Genomic DNA, 17,187 nt, shown 5'->3' on the forward strand with positions numbered 1-17,187 from the left:
CCGTTCCACCCCTCTCCCATATGAAATCCAAGGTTTTAAATTCCCGATCCAGTTCTTTTACAATTCCACTGCATGTCCACCATCAAAAAAGTACAGCCATTTCCGGTCAACTTTCCTTCCCAATATATCTTCAATGGCCCGTCCATACAGATCCAGCTGGAAGCGATAATTTTTGGTGAGTTGATCCAAACCACCACGATGCTCCAATACCCGATCCGTCTTGTAATCAAGCAAGACAAGCTCGCCGTCCACCTCATACAGACAATCGATAATCCCCTGTACAAGCACGGTTTCATTTTCAATCGTTGCCTGCATTTTGCTATCTTCTTTTAGCATCTGTATATCTGAGTTCGCCTCCCGTTCATTTAGCCATTCCACTGGAGACTGATGTGCCGGAAGTCCATACACAAACGGAATCTCCCGTTTCACCCACGCTGCACGCAATAATTCTTTCCCTGGTTCTGTATTGAAAAATCCGCCCAGTTCTTCAGGTTCGATAGCCTCCACGTGGTGGGGCAGCAAAATCTGAAGCTCTACCAATCGCTGAGTGGTCTGCTCAATAAGCTGTGAATCAATGGCCGATCCATCTAGAGGAAGATGTTGCATCAACGTATGATACACGTTCCCCCGTTCTGCCCCTGTCAGCTGCGTTGCCTCCATGAATTTCGGACGACGCAGGTGCAGTTTGAAAGACGTACCCGCAGATCCCGCATCTGGAAGGTTCACCGTACCGTTTGAATCTGCCCCTGATCCAGTCTCGCGCTCGTTAGATTGATCGGATACGCCACGTAGCACATGGCCTGCTTCATCTTTGGTGTAATTGATTCCTGGGGTGTTGTGAGCCATTAATTTTTCGGACTGTTCTCCCAGTTCCTCCATCACCTCTACGGACTGGACATCGTGCATCGCAAGTAACGTTTTCAACTCCGTGACAGAAGTACTGGCTGCTACTTGAGTTGCTGCTTCATAGGGGTACGTCCATGAAAGTCGTTGATCAACCTCGTTGATCAGCCGTGTTTCCTCTTGTTGAAGAGCTACTGTATCTGCACCTTCATCTTCAATGTTTTGGTTAGCCGTATCTTGTACACTCTTCGTCAGCTCTTCTACAGTTGAGGATGTAACCACCTTCACAGGCTGAACAGCTTTTAGCGCAGCAATTCGTTCTTTCCGTACCTCAGTCATTCCGTCTTCTTCTCCGAGTGTCTGATCCACCACATGTTCACGGGATACCTGATCGGCGGAAATAATAGAGATCGCCCATCGTGATTGATCATCTGCAAGACAGGACGAGAACGAATCATGACTTCCAGCAAGTTCACGCAGCACAGCCGCATCTGGATGTCTCATCAGGGATGGTCCAATCCAGTCCAGGTAACTCCGTCCTGCAGCAAGCAGATAATCTGGCAATGCCAGTTCAGGACTATCCTTGACTTGAGACCATGCCAGCGCTTTTTTCGCAGCATCTTTTACAGTACCTAGCAGAATCATTTTCTCTTTGGGACGGGTCAACGCAACGTACAACACACGCATCTCTTCAGCAAGCAATTCAAATTGCGCACGACGACGTATCGCCAGATTGGCTAATGTAGGATAGGCAACCCGGTTCTCACGATCCACGAACCTCGGACCAAATCCCAGTTCCTTATGCATGAGAAACGGTGCGTTCAGATCCTGCTGATTGAACATCTTGGATGTGCCACCGACAAAGACGATCGGAAATTCCAAACCTTTACTCCGGTGAATCGTCATGATACGTACGGCGTTGTCCTGCTCCCCCGAACTACCTGCTACAGTTCCGAGGTCTCCCCCGTTTTCCCGCAATCTTGAGACATAGGTCAGAAAACGGAACAAACCGCGATTTGCAGTTGATTCCTCATACTGTCGTGCGCGATCGTACAATGCCTTAAGATTACTCTGACGTTGCAGTCCTCCAGGAAGACCACCAACCCAGTCTAAATACCCGGTTTCTCGGTACATACGCCAGATCAGTTCACTTAGACTGCCTTGTCTTGCCTCAACTCTCCACTGCTGCAATTGACGCAAAAAGCGAATTAACTTTTGCTGCAACTCTGAGCCTGAAATCTCCGTAACACCCATATCCTCGCTTGCATTTCCAGTAAAACCAACATCTTGAATTCCTTCTGTATGCGCATCGGATTCATAGACATCATCCAGGATCTCAGCCTGGACTGAAGCTGCTGTCTCCCGCTGTCCCTGTTCCATCTCTGCCCAGGCTTCCGGCCACTGCAACTGGACCATATTGGAATCAGGATGATTATCCTGCCGGGATTGTTGTACAGCATTAGTGGAGGAATCGCTCAAATCTCCCGCAGCCGATATAACCGCATCATAGAATGATTGTCTTTTGTCACCAAGTCGAATCTGTGCCAGTTCCTCTTCATCCAGTCCGACAATCGGGGAACGAAGCACGGAAGCAAGCGGAATATCCTGCCTTGGATTATCAACAAGCTGAAGCAGAGACATCATGATTTCCACTTCTGTAGCCTGAAAATAACCCTTGCTCTGTTCTCCTCCAGCAGGAATTCCCTGCTGTCTGAATTCCTCAATCATGAGCGGAGCCCACATCAAGGTTGAACGCAGCAAGATGACCATGTCACCGTAACGTGCCGGGCGCATCGTTTGCAGGGCTTTGTCGTATACATGGAGGGCAGGTTTGTCCGTATCCCCAACCATCTCACGAATACGCCTTGCGATGACCCTTGCTTCCAACTGGGCCGTTTCAAGTTCGGCACTCTCCAGTTCTGCGGAAACCAATGCATCCCCGTTCTCATCCGTACTCTCCGTTAGATCAGGTCCACCGCCCTGACGATCAATCAGCATGAGTTCAGGTGTATACGCCTCATCACCAAGTGTTTCTGACGGAAAAGTAGCCCCATATGCCAGTTGAGCTCGTTCATCGTAAGCAATCTCTGCCACACCTTCGTTCATGAGTTGCCGGAATATCATATTGACCGAATGCACGACTTCCGCACGACTGCGGAAATTCCGCGCAAGATCAATACGTTGACCTGTACGATGCAAACGATCTTCCACTATTCCATCTTCACGTGTACTCGCTCCATATTGGCGATACTTGTTCATAAACAAACCTGGCTCAGCCAACCGAAAACGGTAGATACTCTGTTTGACATCACCGACCATGAATCGGTTACCCGGGTTTTCTCTGGAGATCAGTTTCACGATATCTTCCTGAACCGTATTGGTATCCTGATATTCATCAAGCAACACTTCATCGAATCGCGAACGGTACTCCATAGCCGCATCGGAAGGCATCGACAGTTCAGGCGTTGAATCCTCATGTCGCAAAATGTGAAGACAGTAATGCTCCAGATCACTGAAGTCAACTTGCCCACGTTCCTGTTTGGCCTGTCGATAACGTTCTCCAAATGTACTAACCAACCTCGATAACTCCTGCATGAGTGGTGCCGCTTGCTCCAGCTCCTGCCAGAACGAAAACGCACTTCTTCCGAACAATGAACCTTTCAGGTCGATAACTGCCTTTTTCGCAGCCTCACGGAGTTCCTTCACCTGATCTTGTAAAGCAGGGTCCGTTTGATCCTTTTTACAGGGTTTCAGTTTGCCAAATGCAGCGGGTTGAAACACTTCAGGCAACCTTTCCCATGGCATAACCTGGGCCGCAGACAACAGCTCTTCTACCATCACCAGGTCTTCTTTTAACGTATCCGCATAAGGTGCCGGACCTTCAGGCTGCATGGAAATATGGATGCCTTGACGGAGCAGTCCTGCTGCACCACTCAAAGCAAGAGCCGCATCACGCAAAATACTCTGAACCCATGCTGAATGCCCCAGCTCCTCCACACTCTCCACCTGAAAGGCGGATGCCATCTCTGAGAGCCAATGATCCGGCCAGGAATGACTGCGGGAGAAATCATACAAGCGTTGCACCAGTCGATGCATGGCATCATCGTTTCGCTCTCCACTGAACCAGTCCACCAGTTCACGGAATGTACTCCCTTCATCTTCTTGGCCATACTTTTCCTCAAATAGTTCTTCGAGCAGTTCCTGCCGCATGATTTCCGCTTCATTTTCATTCAGGATACGAAAAGCCGGGTTCAACGGAATTTGCTGATAATAGCGGCGAATGACTTCCATACAGAATGAATGCAGCGTTGTAATAGATGCCCGTCCAAGCAGCGACAGCTGCTTGCGCAGATGCTCTTCTCCAGGCTGTTCTTCCAGCGCACGTTCCAGCGCTTCCCGAATCCGTTGTTTCATCTCGGCGGCGGCGGCTTTGGTAAACGTAGCTACAAGCAAGCGATCCACACTGAATCCTTGGGAGGGATCTGCGATCTTGCGAATAATTCGTTCAACCAGTACAGCTGTCTTGCCTGATCCCGCCGCAGCGGCAACCAGAATGTCTTCTCCGCTTTCGGAGATGGCACTCCACTGGTCATCACTCCAGAAGCTTCCTTCCGGTTTTGGCATATTCGTCATGATGTTTCCCCTCCCTTGGTGTGAGATAACATATCCCAGATTTGCTGTTTACCCGGTTTGGACAACAGGTTGTATTCATTTCCTTCTATATTCTCATCAAACTGACATACAGGCTTATACGGACAGAACGTGCATGCCACTTCCTGTTGAATACGATAAGGCTCAATGGCCACATCCCCATCCGTAATTCGGGTACCAATCTCACGGATATTACTGCGAACCGAAGCAAGCAGCGTATCCCATTGCTCTGGCGTAGCTACAGCGGCGCTGCTATAAAAGCTTCCGTCCGCCTTAAGGGCAACTGGAATAATGGCTGAATACCCCTTATCCAGGGTGTTGTCCATTTGAGCGATTGCGTCCCGATCCGCCAGCAGCAAACCTTTCATTTTGAACCGTTTCAGCAGTTCTTGTCCTGCCTGCTCTGATGTCATTCCGTTTGCGGATTGCAACAGCGGGTTATGCACGTGGAAATACAACGTTCCTCCCGGCATCGCCGTTTCCCCAAGCCATTCTTCGGCAGCACTAAGCAGCACCTCCAGATAGGTGAGCATTTGCAATGACAGACCATAGTACACTTCATGTAACTTAAGGTCCGTCTGGCTTGATTTATAGTCAATGACACGCAAGAGCAGACCATTCTCGCCTTCTGCAACATCCACACGGTCAATCCGACCCACGATCTCCATCACACAGCCGTTCTCCAGTTCAAAACGCAGTGGCGGCAGTGTTTTATCCGGTCCAAAATCAAGCTCCAACCCAATCGGTTCAAAACTTCCACGTCTGGACTGTTCCCCGAGAATAACAGATGCCCGGCTAACAATGTCCTTCAATTTGCGGAAAATATAACCGTATCGCTTGGTGCTTAGCAAAATCTCCCCTTGCAGCTGTGGAGCAATCTGCTCCACCGTTTGCTCGGCTTCCTGACGGCATTGGTCTGGAGTCAAACTGCCCCAACTACGATTTTCTTCGCGCAACCGCATAGCCAGCTGGCTTAGTGCAGCATGAAACAGCTGTCCGATATCAGGAGCCTGAAGGCGGTACAATTGCCGTTCTTTGAGACGCAGCCCATGCGAGGCAAAATGGGAGAACGGACAAGCTACGAACCGCTCCATTCGTGAGACACTCGTCCTTACCTCTGTGCCATACAGTCTGCGACTGGTGGCTGTACGTAGTGGTAATGCTCTATTACGATAAAAGATCGATCCCATCAACCGCTCCAGCTGAGGTCTGCTTGTCTCTCGAGATACATGCCAATTGTAGACCGCCCACCACATTTCAGGAATGTCTTCTCCGCGGCGCCATTTGCGCAATTGTCCAATGAGCGTTGACAGACTCTGACCCGGATGGGTGACATAGGACCAATGCGTTTCTTCTGAGTTCGCAACCGGTGGTTGAGCGAGCAATGGCTGTTCTTGTAGACCAAACATTTTCCGTACATGGCGGACAATCTCGGAAGGAAGCAGTGCTTTTCCCTCATCATCTGCAACCGGGTAACTCAGCCACAACTGGCTGCTTGCCGCTGTAAGTGCCGTGTAGATCAGAAAACGTTCATCCAGCATCTGCCTTGTTGCACCTGGTCCAAGCGCCATGCCACGTTCAGTCAGTAACACTCTCTCCAGTTCCGTTAATACGCCATCATCCTGAGGTACGGCGGGTAATTCACCATCAACGGCGCCAAGGATAAATACGTATTTGATGTCCTGAAGGCGTGTACGGTCCATGGAACCGACCAATACCTGATCAAGTGCTGGTGGTACCAGACCCAGCTTCAGTTCCGTCAATCCGGTCTCAATCATCCCGGCAAACAGCGTGATATCCAGCCGTTCATTCCCCATCATATCGACCATCTGATCCAATAAATCCAGCACAGCTCCCCACATCTGCCGATGTTCTCTTGACCGTTCGGGGTCACCTTGAGCCTTAGCTTCAGCAGACATGTTCTCCAGCTTCCATGGGATCTCAGCATCTTCCAGCAGTCTGTATAGTGCCTCGCACTGGGCTTTGGCTGTCTTTGCCTTTTTCATTCGTTTCTCAAAAACACCCAAGGAATCTGTAATGACCGTTCGGCAGTTCTCCATTAATGAAAGCATCTGGTCCCGTCTTCGACTACGGCCATCCTGACCGTTGTCTTCCAGCGACAGGCTTGGTACATACTTCCATGGTTTGCCATCAGTCCAACGATACCCGTGAATACCACAAGCCAGTACATAATTCTCAAGCTGGTCCATATCTTCACGAGTGATGGAACCATCACGCGGAAGCAGCAGATCCGTTTTGACACAGCGAAATACATCCTCGTAACGCCAATGGCGCCGAACAATATCCAGTGCGGAACGGATAAACTCGGATAATGGATGATGAAGTTCATTTCTTCTGCGGTCCAGAAAGACGGGTACGTCATAATCCCTGAATAGAGGTTCAGCTATATCAGCGTAGGTATCCAACTGACGAACAAGTACTGCCATATCCCGATAACGCGCACCTTCGTTTTGCGCCAGACGCCGCATCTCACGCAGTGCTCCCTCCATCTCAGCTCGTCGGTTCTCCGCTGCAACCAGTCGGATTCCGGAATCAAGGCCATCACTTTTCCAACGAATTCGGCGGTCGAAACCAGCCTCCAGATGAGCAAGTCCCGGACGATCCTTGTATCTCGGTGGAATCTCCGAATCTAGCACGGTTATATCGCTCGGTACACCCAGTTCTTCAGCCATTCCTTTCAGACGCGCGTAGGCACTCCCCGTGGGATAGAACAGCTCCAGTTCTCCAGGCAGAGCCCCCTGATCATATGGACGATCCAATGTCAGTGCAATCGTCACGGAAGAGCACTGCAACATCAGGCGACCAATCACACTCATTTCCTGTGGCGTGAATCCCTGAAAACCATCAATCCAGACCTGTGCATCCTGCAGCAATGCACTTTCCGACAAACGATCTGTCAGCTCGGTCAACGTGTCTTCATCATCAATATATAAATTGGTCAGTTCCTGTTCATAGTCACGATATATCAGATTCAAGTCATGCAACTTGTCCTCCAGAATTGGCGAAGTGGATGAGGTATTCCCTCCAGACAGCCCTTCTTCCAGCAATGATGGATCAACTTCATAACGTTTAAATTCACTATATAAGTCATTTAATTCGCCTATAAAACCCAGCTGGCTGCCGGATGCACCAAACAGCTTTAATTCTTCCTTACGACGCTGGATTACTTTATAGAGCAGCATCTTTTTGCCTTCGGCTCCGATCGGAATACGAGCAGAACCACCTGCTTCCTGCATTACACGATAGGCTAAACGGCGAAAGCCGAGCACTTCTGCACGCATCGTACCTTTAATTGCTCCAGAAGACACCAATGCCTGCTCTGTTCGAAAAGAACTCTGTTCTGGAACGAGCAAAATCAAAGGTGTGCCTTGCGGTTCTTGTTGAAGCAGGGATGTAATTTCCCGGGTAATCAGCGAGCTCTTGCCGCTGCCTGCCCGGCCAATAACAAAACGAACGGACATGTCTAATCCTCCAAACCACACGTACAAGATTTTAATTCCCAGTATAACATATCTGACTTGGTTCGGAACATACGTTTGCCACTATCCGGTAAAACCGGAGATCATCTCCGTTAACACAGCAAAACAGCAAAAAGCCCGCAGCTAGCACACACTGTGGACTTTTGACTTGATCTATAGATTAAATTAAAGATAATTTACACTTGCCACTCCGATGACAGAACAACCCTCCGATCGCTGCTATTCCCAGATTTTCTTGATTCAATTTTTAAAAAGTGAAAAAAAACGAGAATAAAGGCGAAGATTATGCTTCCGAAGCAGCTCTTCAGAAAGCTTTTAGCTTCACTCCTTCAGGTTATTTCTGTCCTCTACGTTCTCGTGTAAATCTTTAGTCCAATCTATACAGTGAAATTTGAACGGAAATCATACGATTAATTCTTTTTGCTGCGCACTTCGAAAATAGCAAATTTGAGGTAATGTCCTTCATCCACACCCAAAATTTGCGGGTGATCCTTACCAGCTGCCTTCCAGTCGATTAGACGCAGTACTTTTCCTGCATCTTCTGCTGCATCGGCAATCGTGTCCAAGAAAAGGTCAGGACGCATGTGATACGAACAGCTGGCTGTTACCAAATATCCGCCCTCATTAACCAGTTTCATACCTTGCAGGTTGATATCCTTATATCCGCGGCATGCACCTTTAACTGCTGATTTCGTCTTGGCAAACGCCGGGGGATCGAGGATGACTACATCAAATGTTTTACCGCCAGCTGCAAGCGCTTTGGAAGTATCTACTTTTTGTTCGCCAGCGCGCGCACGTGCAGTACGTTCATCCAGCCCCTTCACTTGTTCACGCAAGTACTGGAATGCATCAGCAACTACGAATTCGACCCGGTCGGTGAAACCGTTCAACTCCACATTTGTTCGTGCACTCTCAATGGCATGCTCCGAAATATCAAGACAAGTCACTTTTTTAGCTCCATACTTGCAAGCATTCAACGTAAAGCTGCCCGTGTGTGAGAAACACTCCAGTACAGTGGCACCATCCCAATATGGGAATGTAACTACCTTTCCGCTTTTATTCACAGGCAAGAGCTGCTCTGTGCCATCCTGCTCAGTCGTTTGAAGTGTGATTCCACTCTTGTAGCCCCAACCCTTCATGAGCGGTTCGATCGCTGCACGATTCTCACGTTGATCGAAGAAGTAACCTGTCTTCTGTCCTTCCACGATATCGACTTTAATGAGTAGTCCATTCTCTGTAACCGTGACATGCCGTGGACACTCTCCGTACAGCGGACCTTTGGTCTGCTCCAAACCTTCCAGTTCACGAATCGAGACATCACTGCGCTCGTAAATGCCTTCAGGCTGCATTACTTCAATGAGTGCCTGTACAATGGCTTCACGGCAACGATCCATGCCAAGTGTAAGCAACTGTACAACGAGAATGCTGCCGAATCGGTCAACGATTAATCCTGGCAGAAAATCAGCTTCGCCGTAAACGAGACGGTAAGCCTCTCCATCCTGGATAAAACGTTCCCGATGACGCAAGCAATCGCGGAAACGCGCTGCAAAAAACGCCGTATCCATTTTTTCGGACTCCAAAGGTTGATAAGCTACAACCCTTACAGTGATTTGAGATGCGGGATTGTAATATCCTGTCGCCAGATAGCGACCTTGATGATTCAATACATTGACCAGATCTCCCGGTTCCGGGTTTCCGTCAACAGAGGCAATTTCGTTGTTAAATATCCATGGATGTGCATGTTCAAGCCGCTTTTTGCGACTGCGTTCGAGTGTAACTGATGGCAAGGTAGATCCACTTCCTTTAATTTAATAGTTCAAAAGATAGGTTTTGTGCGGCGCGTAGGTGGCGTTCCGGGTTCGAATCGATCTTCCGATCGCTGTTGTCTCCAGATTTTTTTGATTCCCTTTCTTAAAGGGAAAATCCGGAGACAAAGGCGCACGCTTCGCTTCTTCGGCAACAATTTCGTCTTCTTCGCTACGTTTGCACGAATCACCGTATCTTTCAAATTGAGGTGGGGTAACTTAGGTCGCTTCCCTCTGAATTCCTATAGGCTTGTCATGGTTGTCTTTTCTTACTCATAGGATGAGTTAAGGAACCGGACGGAAGGAATGATGTTTCTATGTTTAGAGATGTTATATTGCCCCTACTATATGGGCTTATTATCTTTTTTGGTGGCATGAAGCTGATGGAAACGGCCTTGCAGCGCATGGCTGGGCCCATGTTGGAAAGTTGGCTCAATCGTGCCACCTCTGCTCCATGGAAAGGCATGGCCTTCAGTGCGGGCGCAACGGCTCTGTTACAGAGCAGTACTGCAGTCACCGTACTCACCATTGGACTGGCTAATGCCAGATTAATTACCTATGGGCGGACACTCGGCATCATCCTCGGCACCAACATCGGGACATGTCTGACAACGGAGCTGGTGGGACTGCAGATCGGGCGAGCTTCCCTGCCATTGCTTGTCCTGTCGCTGACGGGCTGGGCCATGTTTGTTGTACTTGGTGAACGCAATCTGACCGCTCCTGAACGTACTCGCCAGACTCTGTTTAACATCCAGTATAGCTTCCTCGCAGCTGCGGGATTTGCACTTGTTATGACAGGCATTCAGGTGATGCAATCCATTGCCTTACCCTTGCGGAGCATGGGCGTATTTCAATGGTTTCTCGACCGCTCGGCCGACAGCTTGTGGTGGGGCTTCCTGGCAGGTGCCTGTCTGACAGCGCTCATTCACAGCAGCGCTGCTGTCATTAGCATGGCGATTACGCTCGCAGCCACAGGGGTATTACCTGTGGAAATCGGCATCGCCATTGTGATCGGGTCCAATGTGGGGACCTGCATCACCGCTGTGATCGCTGCCGCGGGCGGAGCATCCGCAGGCAAGTTTGTCGCTGCCTCCCATGTTGTATTAAACATTGCGGGAGCGCTGCTCTTTATGCCGCTGATCGGCCAGCTGCATGCAGCTTCGGCCTGGCTGTCAGCGGACAACGGGGCACAGATTGCACATGCCCAGACCCTTTTTAACATCACCAGTTCACTGCTTGCTTTACCGTTCTGTTACTTGCCAATATGGCACAAAAAACCACCGGTCCACGCCCCCGCGGCGAAGTCACCCGTGGCTTGATGATCTGCCTATCAGACCCACAGAGCGCGAGGGCTAACTGACTCGAACCAGAACTATAATGCGTTATACGTTAATACCTAACTTGTTCAGGGCTACACGCAAGATATCATCGTTATTATCATATCCGCTCTGCTGCTGTAAGGACCATGCTTCTTCCGGAGCATACCAATCCACACCCTTGATTTCTTCAATCTGAGGCTGTAGATCACCACTCTCGGCTTCAACGAGATAATAATGGACTTCCTTGTCCACCGGGCCAAAATCTGCATGTTGGTACGTGTAAGCAATGATATCGACTGGCTCTACAATGCGACCCACCATACCTGTCTCTTCCAAAATCTCGCGCAGTGCCGTCTGTTCGATTGTTTCTCCATCTTCCATTTTGCCCTTGGCGAGAGTTATTTTACCGTAACGATCTACGATAAGCTGAATTTGAAGACGTCCGTCTTCCCCTGTTCTATAAACAACTCCGCCTGCTGAAATTTCTTTTTTGTTCATCGCGCTCTCCCCCATCAACTTCGATATCTTTATCTTATTTTTTGCAAAAGAAGGACCTCATCTCCCCGGGTAAGCTCCCCAAGGAAATGAAATCCTTGTTTCTGACGCCTCGATCACATCGCGGCGGACTTAAGATTCTCTTCCAATACCCGTACCAGCGTTGCCTGACTCTCGTTGACGCCGGCTTCAACCACTTTGACTCGGCACACTTTACCGACCATATCCATCGTTCCGTCAAAGACCAGTTGAATGTAGTTGTCGCTATAACCGTGCAGCTTCCCACTTCCCTCGCGGCCTTTGGCTTCACCTTCGGGAATAACATCCAGTACATGTCCGACAAACTGCTCAGCATACTCCAGCTGCATCTGCTCAGACAAGTCAATCAGTTCATGCACACGTGCATTTTTGACCTCTTCGTCCACCTGATCTTCCATTCGTGCTGCTGGCGTACCCGTACGCTTGGAATAAGGGAATACGTGCATTTCGGAAAAACCGATCTTCCGCATCAACTCATAGCCATTACGGTACATCTCATCCGTCTCACCCGGAAATCCAACAATGATGTCTGTTGTAATCGCTACATCCGGCATTGCTTCCCGAATGCGAAGCATCTTGTTGTAAAACTCTTCTGTCGTATATTTACGGCGCATGCGTTTCAACACCGTATCATCACCCGCTTGCAGCGGAATATGGAAGTGACGAACCAGTTTGTCTGAACGTTTGATCACGTCAAGCATACGGTCATCAATCTGGCTGGCTTCAATCGAGCTGATTCGAATACGCTCCAAACCCTCCACCTTATCCAAATCCCACAACAGATCGGTCAGATCATAGTTCTCCATGTCATCCCCATATCCACCTGTATGAATACCAGTGAGAACAATCTCCTTGTATCCGGCGTGTACGAGTTGATGCGCCTGTTGAATAATGCTATTCGCCTCACGACTGCGTGAGAGACCACGAGACCACGGAATGATGCAGAACGTGCAAAAGTTATTGCATCCATCCTGAATTTTCAGGAAAGCTCGGGTACGATCAGCAAAATCAGGTACATCCATTTCTTCAAACACACGGGTTTTCATAATATTACGCACCGCATTAACCGGTTGACGGGACTCCTGAATTTCATTAACATATGGCAAAATCTTGTCACGGTCCTGTGTACCGATAACCAGATCCACCCCTGGGATGTCCAGAATCTCTGCCGGTGAAGTCTGCGCGTAGCAACCTGTAACGGCCACAATCGCCTCCGGGTTGCGCCGAATGGCACGACGAATAATTTGACGGCTCTTTTTGTCGCCGGTATTGGTTACTGTACAAGTATTAATCAAGTATACATCCGCTGTCTGTTCATCAAAGTCCACTTGATCGTAACCTTCGTTTTTGAACAATTGCCAAATCGCCTCTGTATCATAGAAATTAACTTTGCAGCCTAAGGTGTAAAACGCCACGGATGGCATAATTACATTCCTCCCATTTCTCCGGATTCATATAACACGCAAGTTAGTGCTGCCATTCCAGCTGTCTCAGCACGCAAAATGCGTTTGCCCAGTCCAACAGATACAGCACCTGCCTGATCAGCCTCTGCCGTCTCCTTCTCAGAAAATCCACCTTCCGGTCCAACAACGATCAGTACTTCTGCACTTGCATCAGGTGCAAGCTGCTCAACAAACGGTTTCAATGCATCTCTCAACTGTTTACCGTTTTCTTTCTCATAACAATAACATACCAGGCTATAGCCCTCAAAAGAAGATAACAGCCCTTTCCAGGAAAGCGGCTGCTCGACGGAAGGAATGCGATTCCGGTGACTCTGTTCGGCAGCTTCCTTGGCAATTTTCCGCCACCGTTCCAACCGTTTGCCTTCTTTCTTGGCATCATATTGCACAATTGTACGTTCTGATAGGAATGGTACAAAGGATACCGCCCCAATCTCAGTGCATCTCTGGATGACTGTTTCCATCTTGTCGCCCTTGGGCAAACTCTGCGCCACAGTTACACGAATCCGTGCTTCATGGTCCATCTCGAGAGGTTCCACAATATTCGCTGTCACTTGGCCAACTTCAATGGTCTCAATTTCCACGAGTGCTTCTCTGGAGTTTCCGTCACTGACAATCAGTTTATCTCCAGGTTTACCACGCATGACCTTGCCGATATGGCGTGCATCATCACCTGTGATGATCACAGCGTGTTCATTAAACTGTTCTGCAGATACAAAATATCGCTGCATTAGTCAATCCACCCATTCTGTCCTGTTATGACTGGAATTCACCCCGCCTAATGACAAGCGTGAATCCAATCGCCACAGATGATCATACAACTTTTACGTGTTTCTGACCAGTATTCCGGTCCAATACAAGATGCGCTTTTAGCGATATAGTTCAATAACCAGCTTTGCCAAGTCCACATACATTGTTTGCGCAAACTCATACAAAGGTTGAATCGTCACATTTTGCAACGGAGGAATAACAAGAATCAATAGGAAGATAAAAATGGACCATTGCTCCACCCCTTGTAGCTTGCGGCTGATTGCAGGTGGCACTAAATCTTCCAGAATCCGATAACCATCCAGTGGGGGCAACGGAATCAAGTTAAACAGGAACAGGAAAAAGTTGGTTAAGTTAAAGATAGCGAAGAACGTTGTGATTGCTGTCAGCAACCGCTCATTATCAATGCCGCCGAGTGCTCCCGAACCAACCAGTGAAGCATAGATGATTGTACCAATGATCGCGAGCAACAGATTGCTCAGAGGCCCTGCTGCGGATACGATGATGCCCATCAATCTAGGTTTTTCGAAGTTAGCCCGATTAACCGGAACTGGACGTGCCCAACCAAAGCCAGCAATAATGAGCAACAGCACACCAAATAAGTCAAAGTGTACAACCGGATTCAGTGTGACCCGACCCAACAGCTTGGCTGTTGGATCACCGAATTTGTTGGCAAAATACGCATGCGAGAATTCATGCACCGTAAATGCGATCAGAATGGTCAGCAGGAAAAACGGAAGCTGATCGATCGGATAACGAAAGAACGAATTCCAAAAGTCCATACGTTACCCCTTTCTGGCTACAAACGCGAGCCAATCCTCATCACGGTGGATGGCACTTACTTCAAACCCGGAGGCTACCAGAGCATCGTGTACAACCTGCTCTTTGTTCTTCCAAATGCCAGATACAATATAGGTGCCACCCGACTCAAGTGCATTGTACACATCGTCCACGAACAACAAAATGATCTCAGCTAGAATGTTCGCCACCACAACCTTAACCGGTAATTGCACACCAAGCGCAGGGTCCTGATTCCCAAGGACGGACAACAGATCACTTTCTTTAACCGTAATTTGTTGCTCCAGCCCGTTCAGTTCCACATTCTCTCTGGCACTGATTACCGCAACCGGATCAAGATCGAGCGCCAGCACATGTTTTGCCCCGAGTTTAATCGCGCCTATAGCCAAGATGCCAGAACCTGTACCTACGTCAATGACTTCCTCACCGCCCTGAATAACCGTTTCCAGTGTGCGCAAGCAGAGGGAGGTCGTTGGGTGGGTTCCTGTACCAAAGGCCATGCCTGGGTCAAGCTCAATAATTTTCTCATCCGAACTTTCTGGCGTATACTCTTCCCACGTTGGTTTAATCGTGAGACGTTCCGATACACGTACCGGCTTGAAATATTGCTTCCAGGCTGTTGCCCAGTCATTTTCATCCACTGTACGCGTCTCATAACGAACCTCACCCGTATCAATTCCGAATTCAGAGAGTTCCTCAATTCTCGGATGAACTTCTGATTGAAGTTCAACCATATCCGTTCCTTCGGAGAAGTAGCCTTTGATGACTGCAAAACCTTCCGGAATATCATTCAAAGGAACGTCGTATAACTCACCATATGTTGTGTCCCGTTTTTTATTTAAAGTACCGGACTCTTCAATCGAAACCCCTCCAGCACCCGCTTCATGTAAAAAATTCGAAATCATCTCCACAGCTTCTTCTGTGGTATGTATTGTTAGTTCATGCCATAACATACTTGGTTTTTCCTCCTCATTTTTCAAACATCCCAACTATTGTACTACACAAGCTAGCCGGAGCACAAAGCCGTACCAGTAAAAGAAAAACAAAACAGGATATCCGCAGCCTGACTGCTCGAATATCCTGTCATCTATTCATACATATCTGTTTCATTTACTTCAGCATTTTGCAACATTCGAATCTCAGTTAGCAAAAACGTCCACCATTCTGCGTGATCATCTCTGCGGCTTGCGGGAACGAATCGTTGGATACGGACACGGTTAGCAAAATTTCCTGTTTTAGCCTGTTGGCCGAGTCCTCTTTGGGTGTATCATAAACCTGACCATTGGACAACATTTCCGTTTCATCACTAATCAGGGCAAGTACATTCAATTCGCCACTAAATCCTCCGACGACGGCTGTAGGAGAATTATCGAAGCCCTTAACATCGTTTGAATCCAATGCAGACGATTCATTGCCAAGACTCTCTATACTCAATTGGTTTGGGTGCAACAATTCCAGGGCTCTGCGTGCAGACTCGGCCTCAGTCCAGCTTGTAAAAACAGCTTCGAGGGTCACTGCCGAGCGATCTTCAGTCATGAAGCTCCCGTCCCTGACGTCGATCAGCCGCTTCACTGCGGCGTAATGCTTCGATATCTTCATGATCCGCAGCTTCAGCGCTGAATTCCACGTCCTCATTTTTTGCGGATTGCATACGTTTCATCTTTTCCGTTTTCGTTAAAATCTTGCCTGGACGTTCATGTTCTGCCATTGTAATGCTCCTCCTTCAAATTGTATAAGTTCAACTAAATCATATTTACACTGACACTCCGATGACAGAACAACCTTCCGATCGCTGTTATCCCCAGATTTTTTTAATTCCCTTCTTCCAAAGGAAAAATCCGGGGATAGCGTATGCTTCCGAAGTAGCTTTCTTGCGAAAGCTTTTAGGCGAACGCTTCGCTTCTTCAGTTTTTTCTGTCCTCTCCGTTATTGTGTAAATGTTTAGATTGAATCTTATATTGTGATCTAAATATAGATTTCTTGAAACTAGATCATTCCACCGGCTTGTTCGATTATAGACATGGCGCGGTGATGTACCGATTCATCTACGATGACCGTTAGTAATACATCCCTTCCCGTAGGTCCACCTTGTCCACCATCACTCATGCCGCTTGCAGAAGGGTCCGCCGCAGCCATGATTCCAGCACTGGCATTTGTTTGCATCGAATCGGGCACCCATGATGAAAAACTGCCGGAAACGCCCGGCTTGTAGGAAGCCCCGCTTGGTCCTACACCCGCATAACGGCTGAATCGATTAATGGACAGGTCCTCCACTCGCAATGCCTCCAGTTTTTTGGCTGCCCCTTGGGCCTGCTCTGGGCTGTGAAAGTACGCCAAAATATTTTTCTCGGTCATCCGCTTCACCTGCTTCCTAATTTCTCGCATATCAGCTATGCATATCATTCTCGCCATGCTATCTTTCCGCAAGTTCGCTCAGAATATACCGAAATGCTCCCACAAATTACTTTCGTTCTTCGTAGCATATATCCATGGACTTTGCCAAAACCAC

General features: G+C 48.5%; 12 protein-coding genes. 1 reads left to right on the forward strand and 11 read right to left on the reverse strand.

Going from position 1 to position 17,187, the window contains the following annotated elements; genetic code table 11:
* Window positions 1-57 precede the first annotated feature (57 nt).
* The 3 genes from addA to ACETMN_RS24065 all read right to left on the reverse strand — a co-directional run bounded on the left by addA (window position 58) and on the right by ACETMN_RS24065 (window position 9,781).
* Entirely contained in the window at window positions 58-4,476 is a 4,419-nt protein-coding gene (gene addA, locus ACETMN_RS24055; protein WP_411735213.1) for a helicase-exonuclease AddAB subunit AddA, read from the reverse strand.
* On the reverse strand, window positions 4,473-7,976 hold the full coding sequence (gene addB, locus ACETMN_RS24060) for a helicase-exonuclease AddAB subunit AddB (protein ID WP_411735214.1): 3,504 nt from the start codon (window positions 7,974-7,976) through the stop codon (window positions 4,473-4,475). Before addB ends, addA begins: the two co-directional genes overlap by 4 nt.
* A gap of 428 nt (window positions 7,977-8,404) precedes the next feature.
* Window positions 8,405-9,781: a class I SAM-dependent rRNA methyltransferase gene (locus ACETMN_RS24065; protein WP_411735215.1), complete on the reverse strand. Its 1,377-nt coding sequence runs from the start codon at window positions 9,779-9,781 to the stop codon at window positions 8,405-8,407.
* Between the two features lie 335 nt (window positions 9,782-10,116).
* On the opposite strand from ACETMN_RS24065, the gene ACETMN_RS24070 reads away from it, so the two are divergent.
* A complete protein-coding gene (locus ACETMN_RS24070; RefSeq protein WP_411735216.1) occupies window positions 10,117-11,118 on the forward strand; it encodes a Na/Pi cotransporter family protein in 1,002 nt (333 codons plus the stop codon).
* Between the two features lie 63 nt (window positions 11,119-11,181).
* Here ACETMN_RS24070 and ACETMN_RS24075 read toward each other — a convergent pair whose 3' ends face one another.
* The 8 genes from ACETMN_RS24075 to ACETMN_RS24110 all read right to left on the reverse strand — a co-directional run bounded on the left by ACETMN_RS24075 (window position 11,182) and on the right by ACETMN_RS24110 (window position 17,033).
* Entirely contained in the window at window positions 11,182-11,616 is a 435-nt protein-coding gene (locus tag ACETMN_RS24075; RefSeq protein ID WP_411735217.1) for an NUDIX hydrolase, read from the reverse strand.
* Window positions 11,617-11,729: 113 nt separating this feature from the next.
* Window positions 11,730-13,076 (reverse strand): tRNA (N(6)-L-threonylcarbamoyladenosine(37)-C(2))-methylthiotransferase MtaB, encoded by a 1,347-nt coding sequence (gene mtaB, locus ACETMN_RS24080; protein WP_411735218.1) that lies wholly within the window; start codon window positions 13,074-13,076, stop codon window positions 11,730-11,732.
* A 2-nt stretch (window positions 13,077-13,078) separates the two neighbouring features.
* Window positions 13,079-13,843 carry an RsmE family RNA methyltransferase gene (locus ACETMN_RS24085; protein ID WP_192133644.1) on the reverse strand — a complete coding sequence of 255 codons (765 nt, stop codon included), beginning with the start codon at window positions 13,841-13,843 and terminating at the stop codon, window positions 13,079-13,081.
* A 138-nt stretch (window positions 13,844-13,981) separates the two neighbouring features.
* Window positions 13,982-14,662 (reverse strand): site-2 protease family protein, encoded by a 681-nt coding sequence (locus ACETMN_RS24090; RefSeq protein ID WP_091013958.1) that lies wholly within the window; start codon window positions 14,660-14,662, stop codon window positions 13,982-13,984.
* Between the two features lie 3 nt (window positions 14,663-14,665).
* The gene (gene prmA / locus ACETMN_RS24095; protein WP_411735219.1) at window positions 14,666-15,631 is read right to left on the reverse strand and encodes a 50S ribosomal protein L11 methyltransferase; all 966 of its coding nucleotides are present in this window, start codon (window positions 15,629-15,631) and stop codon (window positions 14,666-14,668) included.
* Between the two features lie 190 nt (window positions 15,632-15,821).
* On the reverse strand, window positions 15,822-16,214 hold the full coding sequence (locus ACETMN_RS24100) for a hypothetical protein (RefSeq protein ID WP_411735220.1): 393 nt from the start codon (window positions 16,212-16,214) through the stop codon (window positions 15,822-15,824).
* The gene (locus ACETMN_RS24105; RefSeq protein ID WP_017687220.1) at window positions 16,207-16,386 is read right to left on the reverse strand and encodes a YfhD family protein; all 180 of its coding nucleotides are present in this window, start codon (window positions 16,384-16,386) and stop codon (window positions 16,207-16,209) included. Before ACETMN_RS24105 ends, ACETMN_RS24100 begins: the two co-directional genes overlap by 8 nt.
* A gap of 278 nt (window positions 16,387-16,664) precedes the next feature.
* Window positions 16,665-17,033: a hypothetical protein gene (locus ACETMN_RS24110; protein WP_017687219.1), complete on the reverse strand. Its 369-nt coding sequence runs from the start codon at window positions 17,031-17,033 to the stop codon at window positions 16,665-16,667.
* Window positions 17,034-17,187: the final 154 nt, after the last annotated feature.

The organism is Paenibacillus sp. M2, assembly GCF_046713495.1.
In the GTDB taxonomy this organism is placed as follows: domain Bacteria; phylum Bacillota; class Bacilli; order Paenibacillales; family Paenibacillaceae; genus Paenibacillus; species Paenibacillus amylolyticus_B.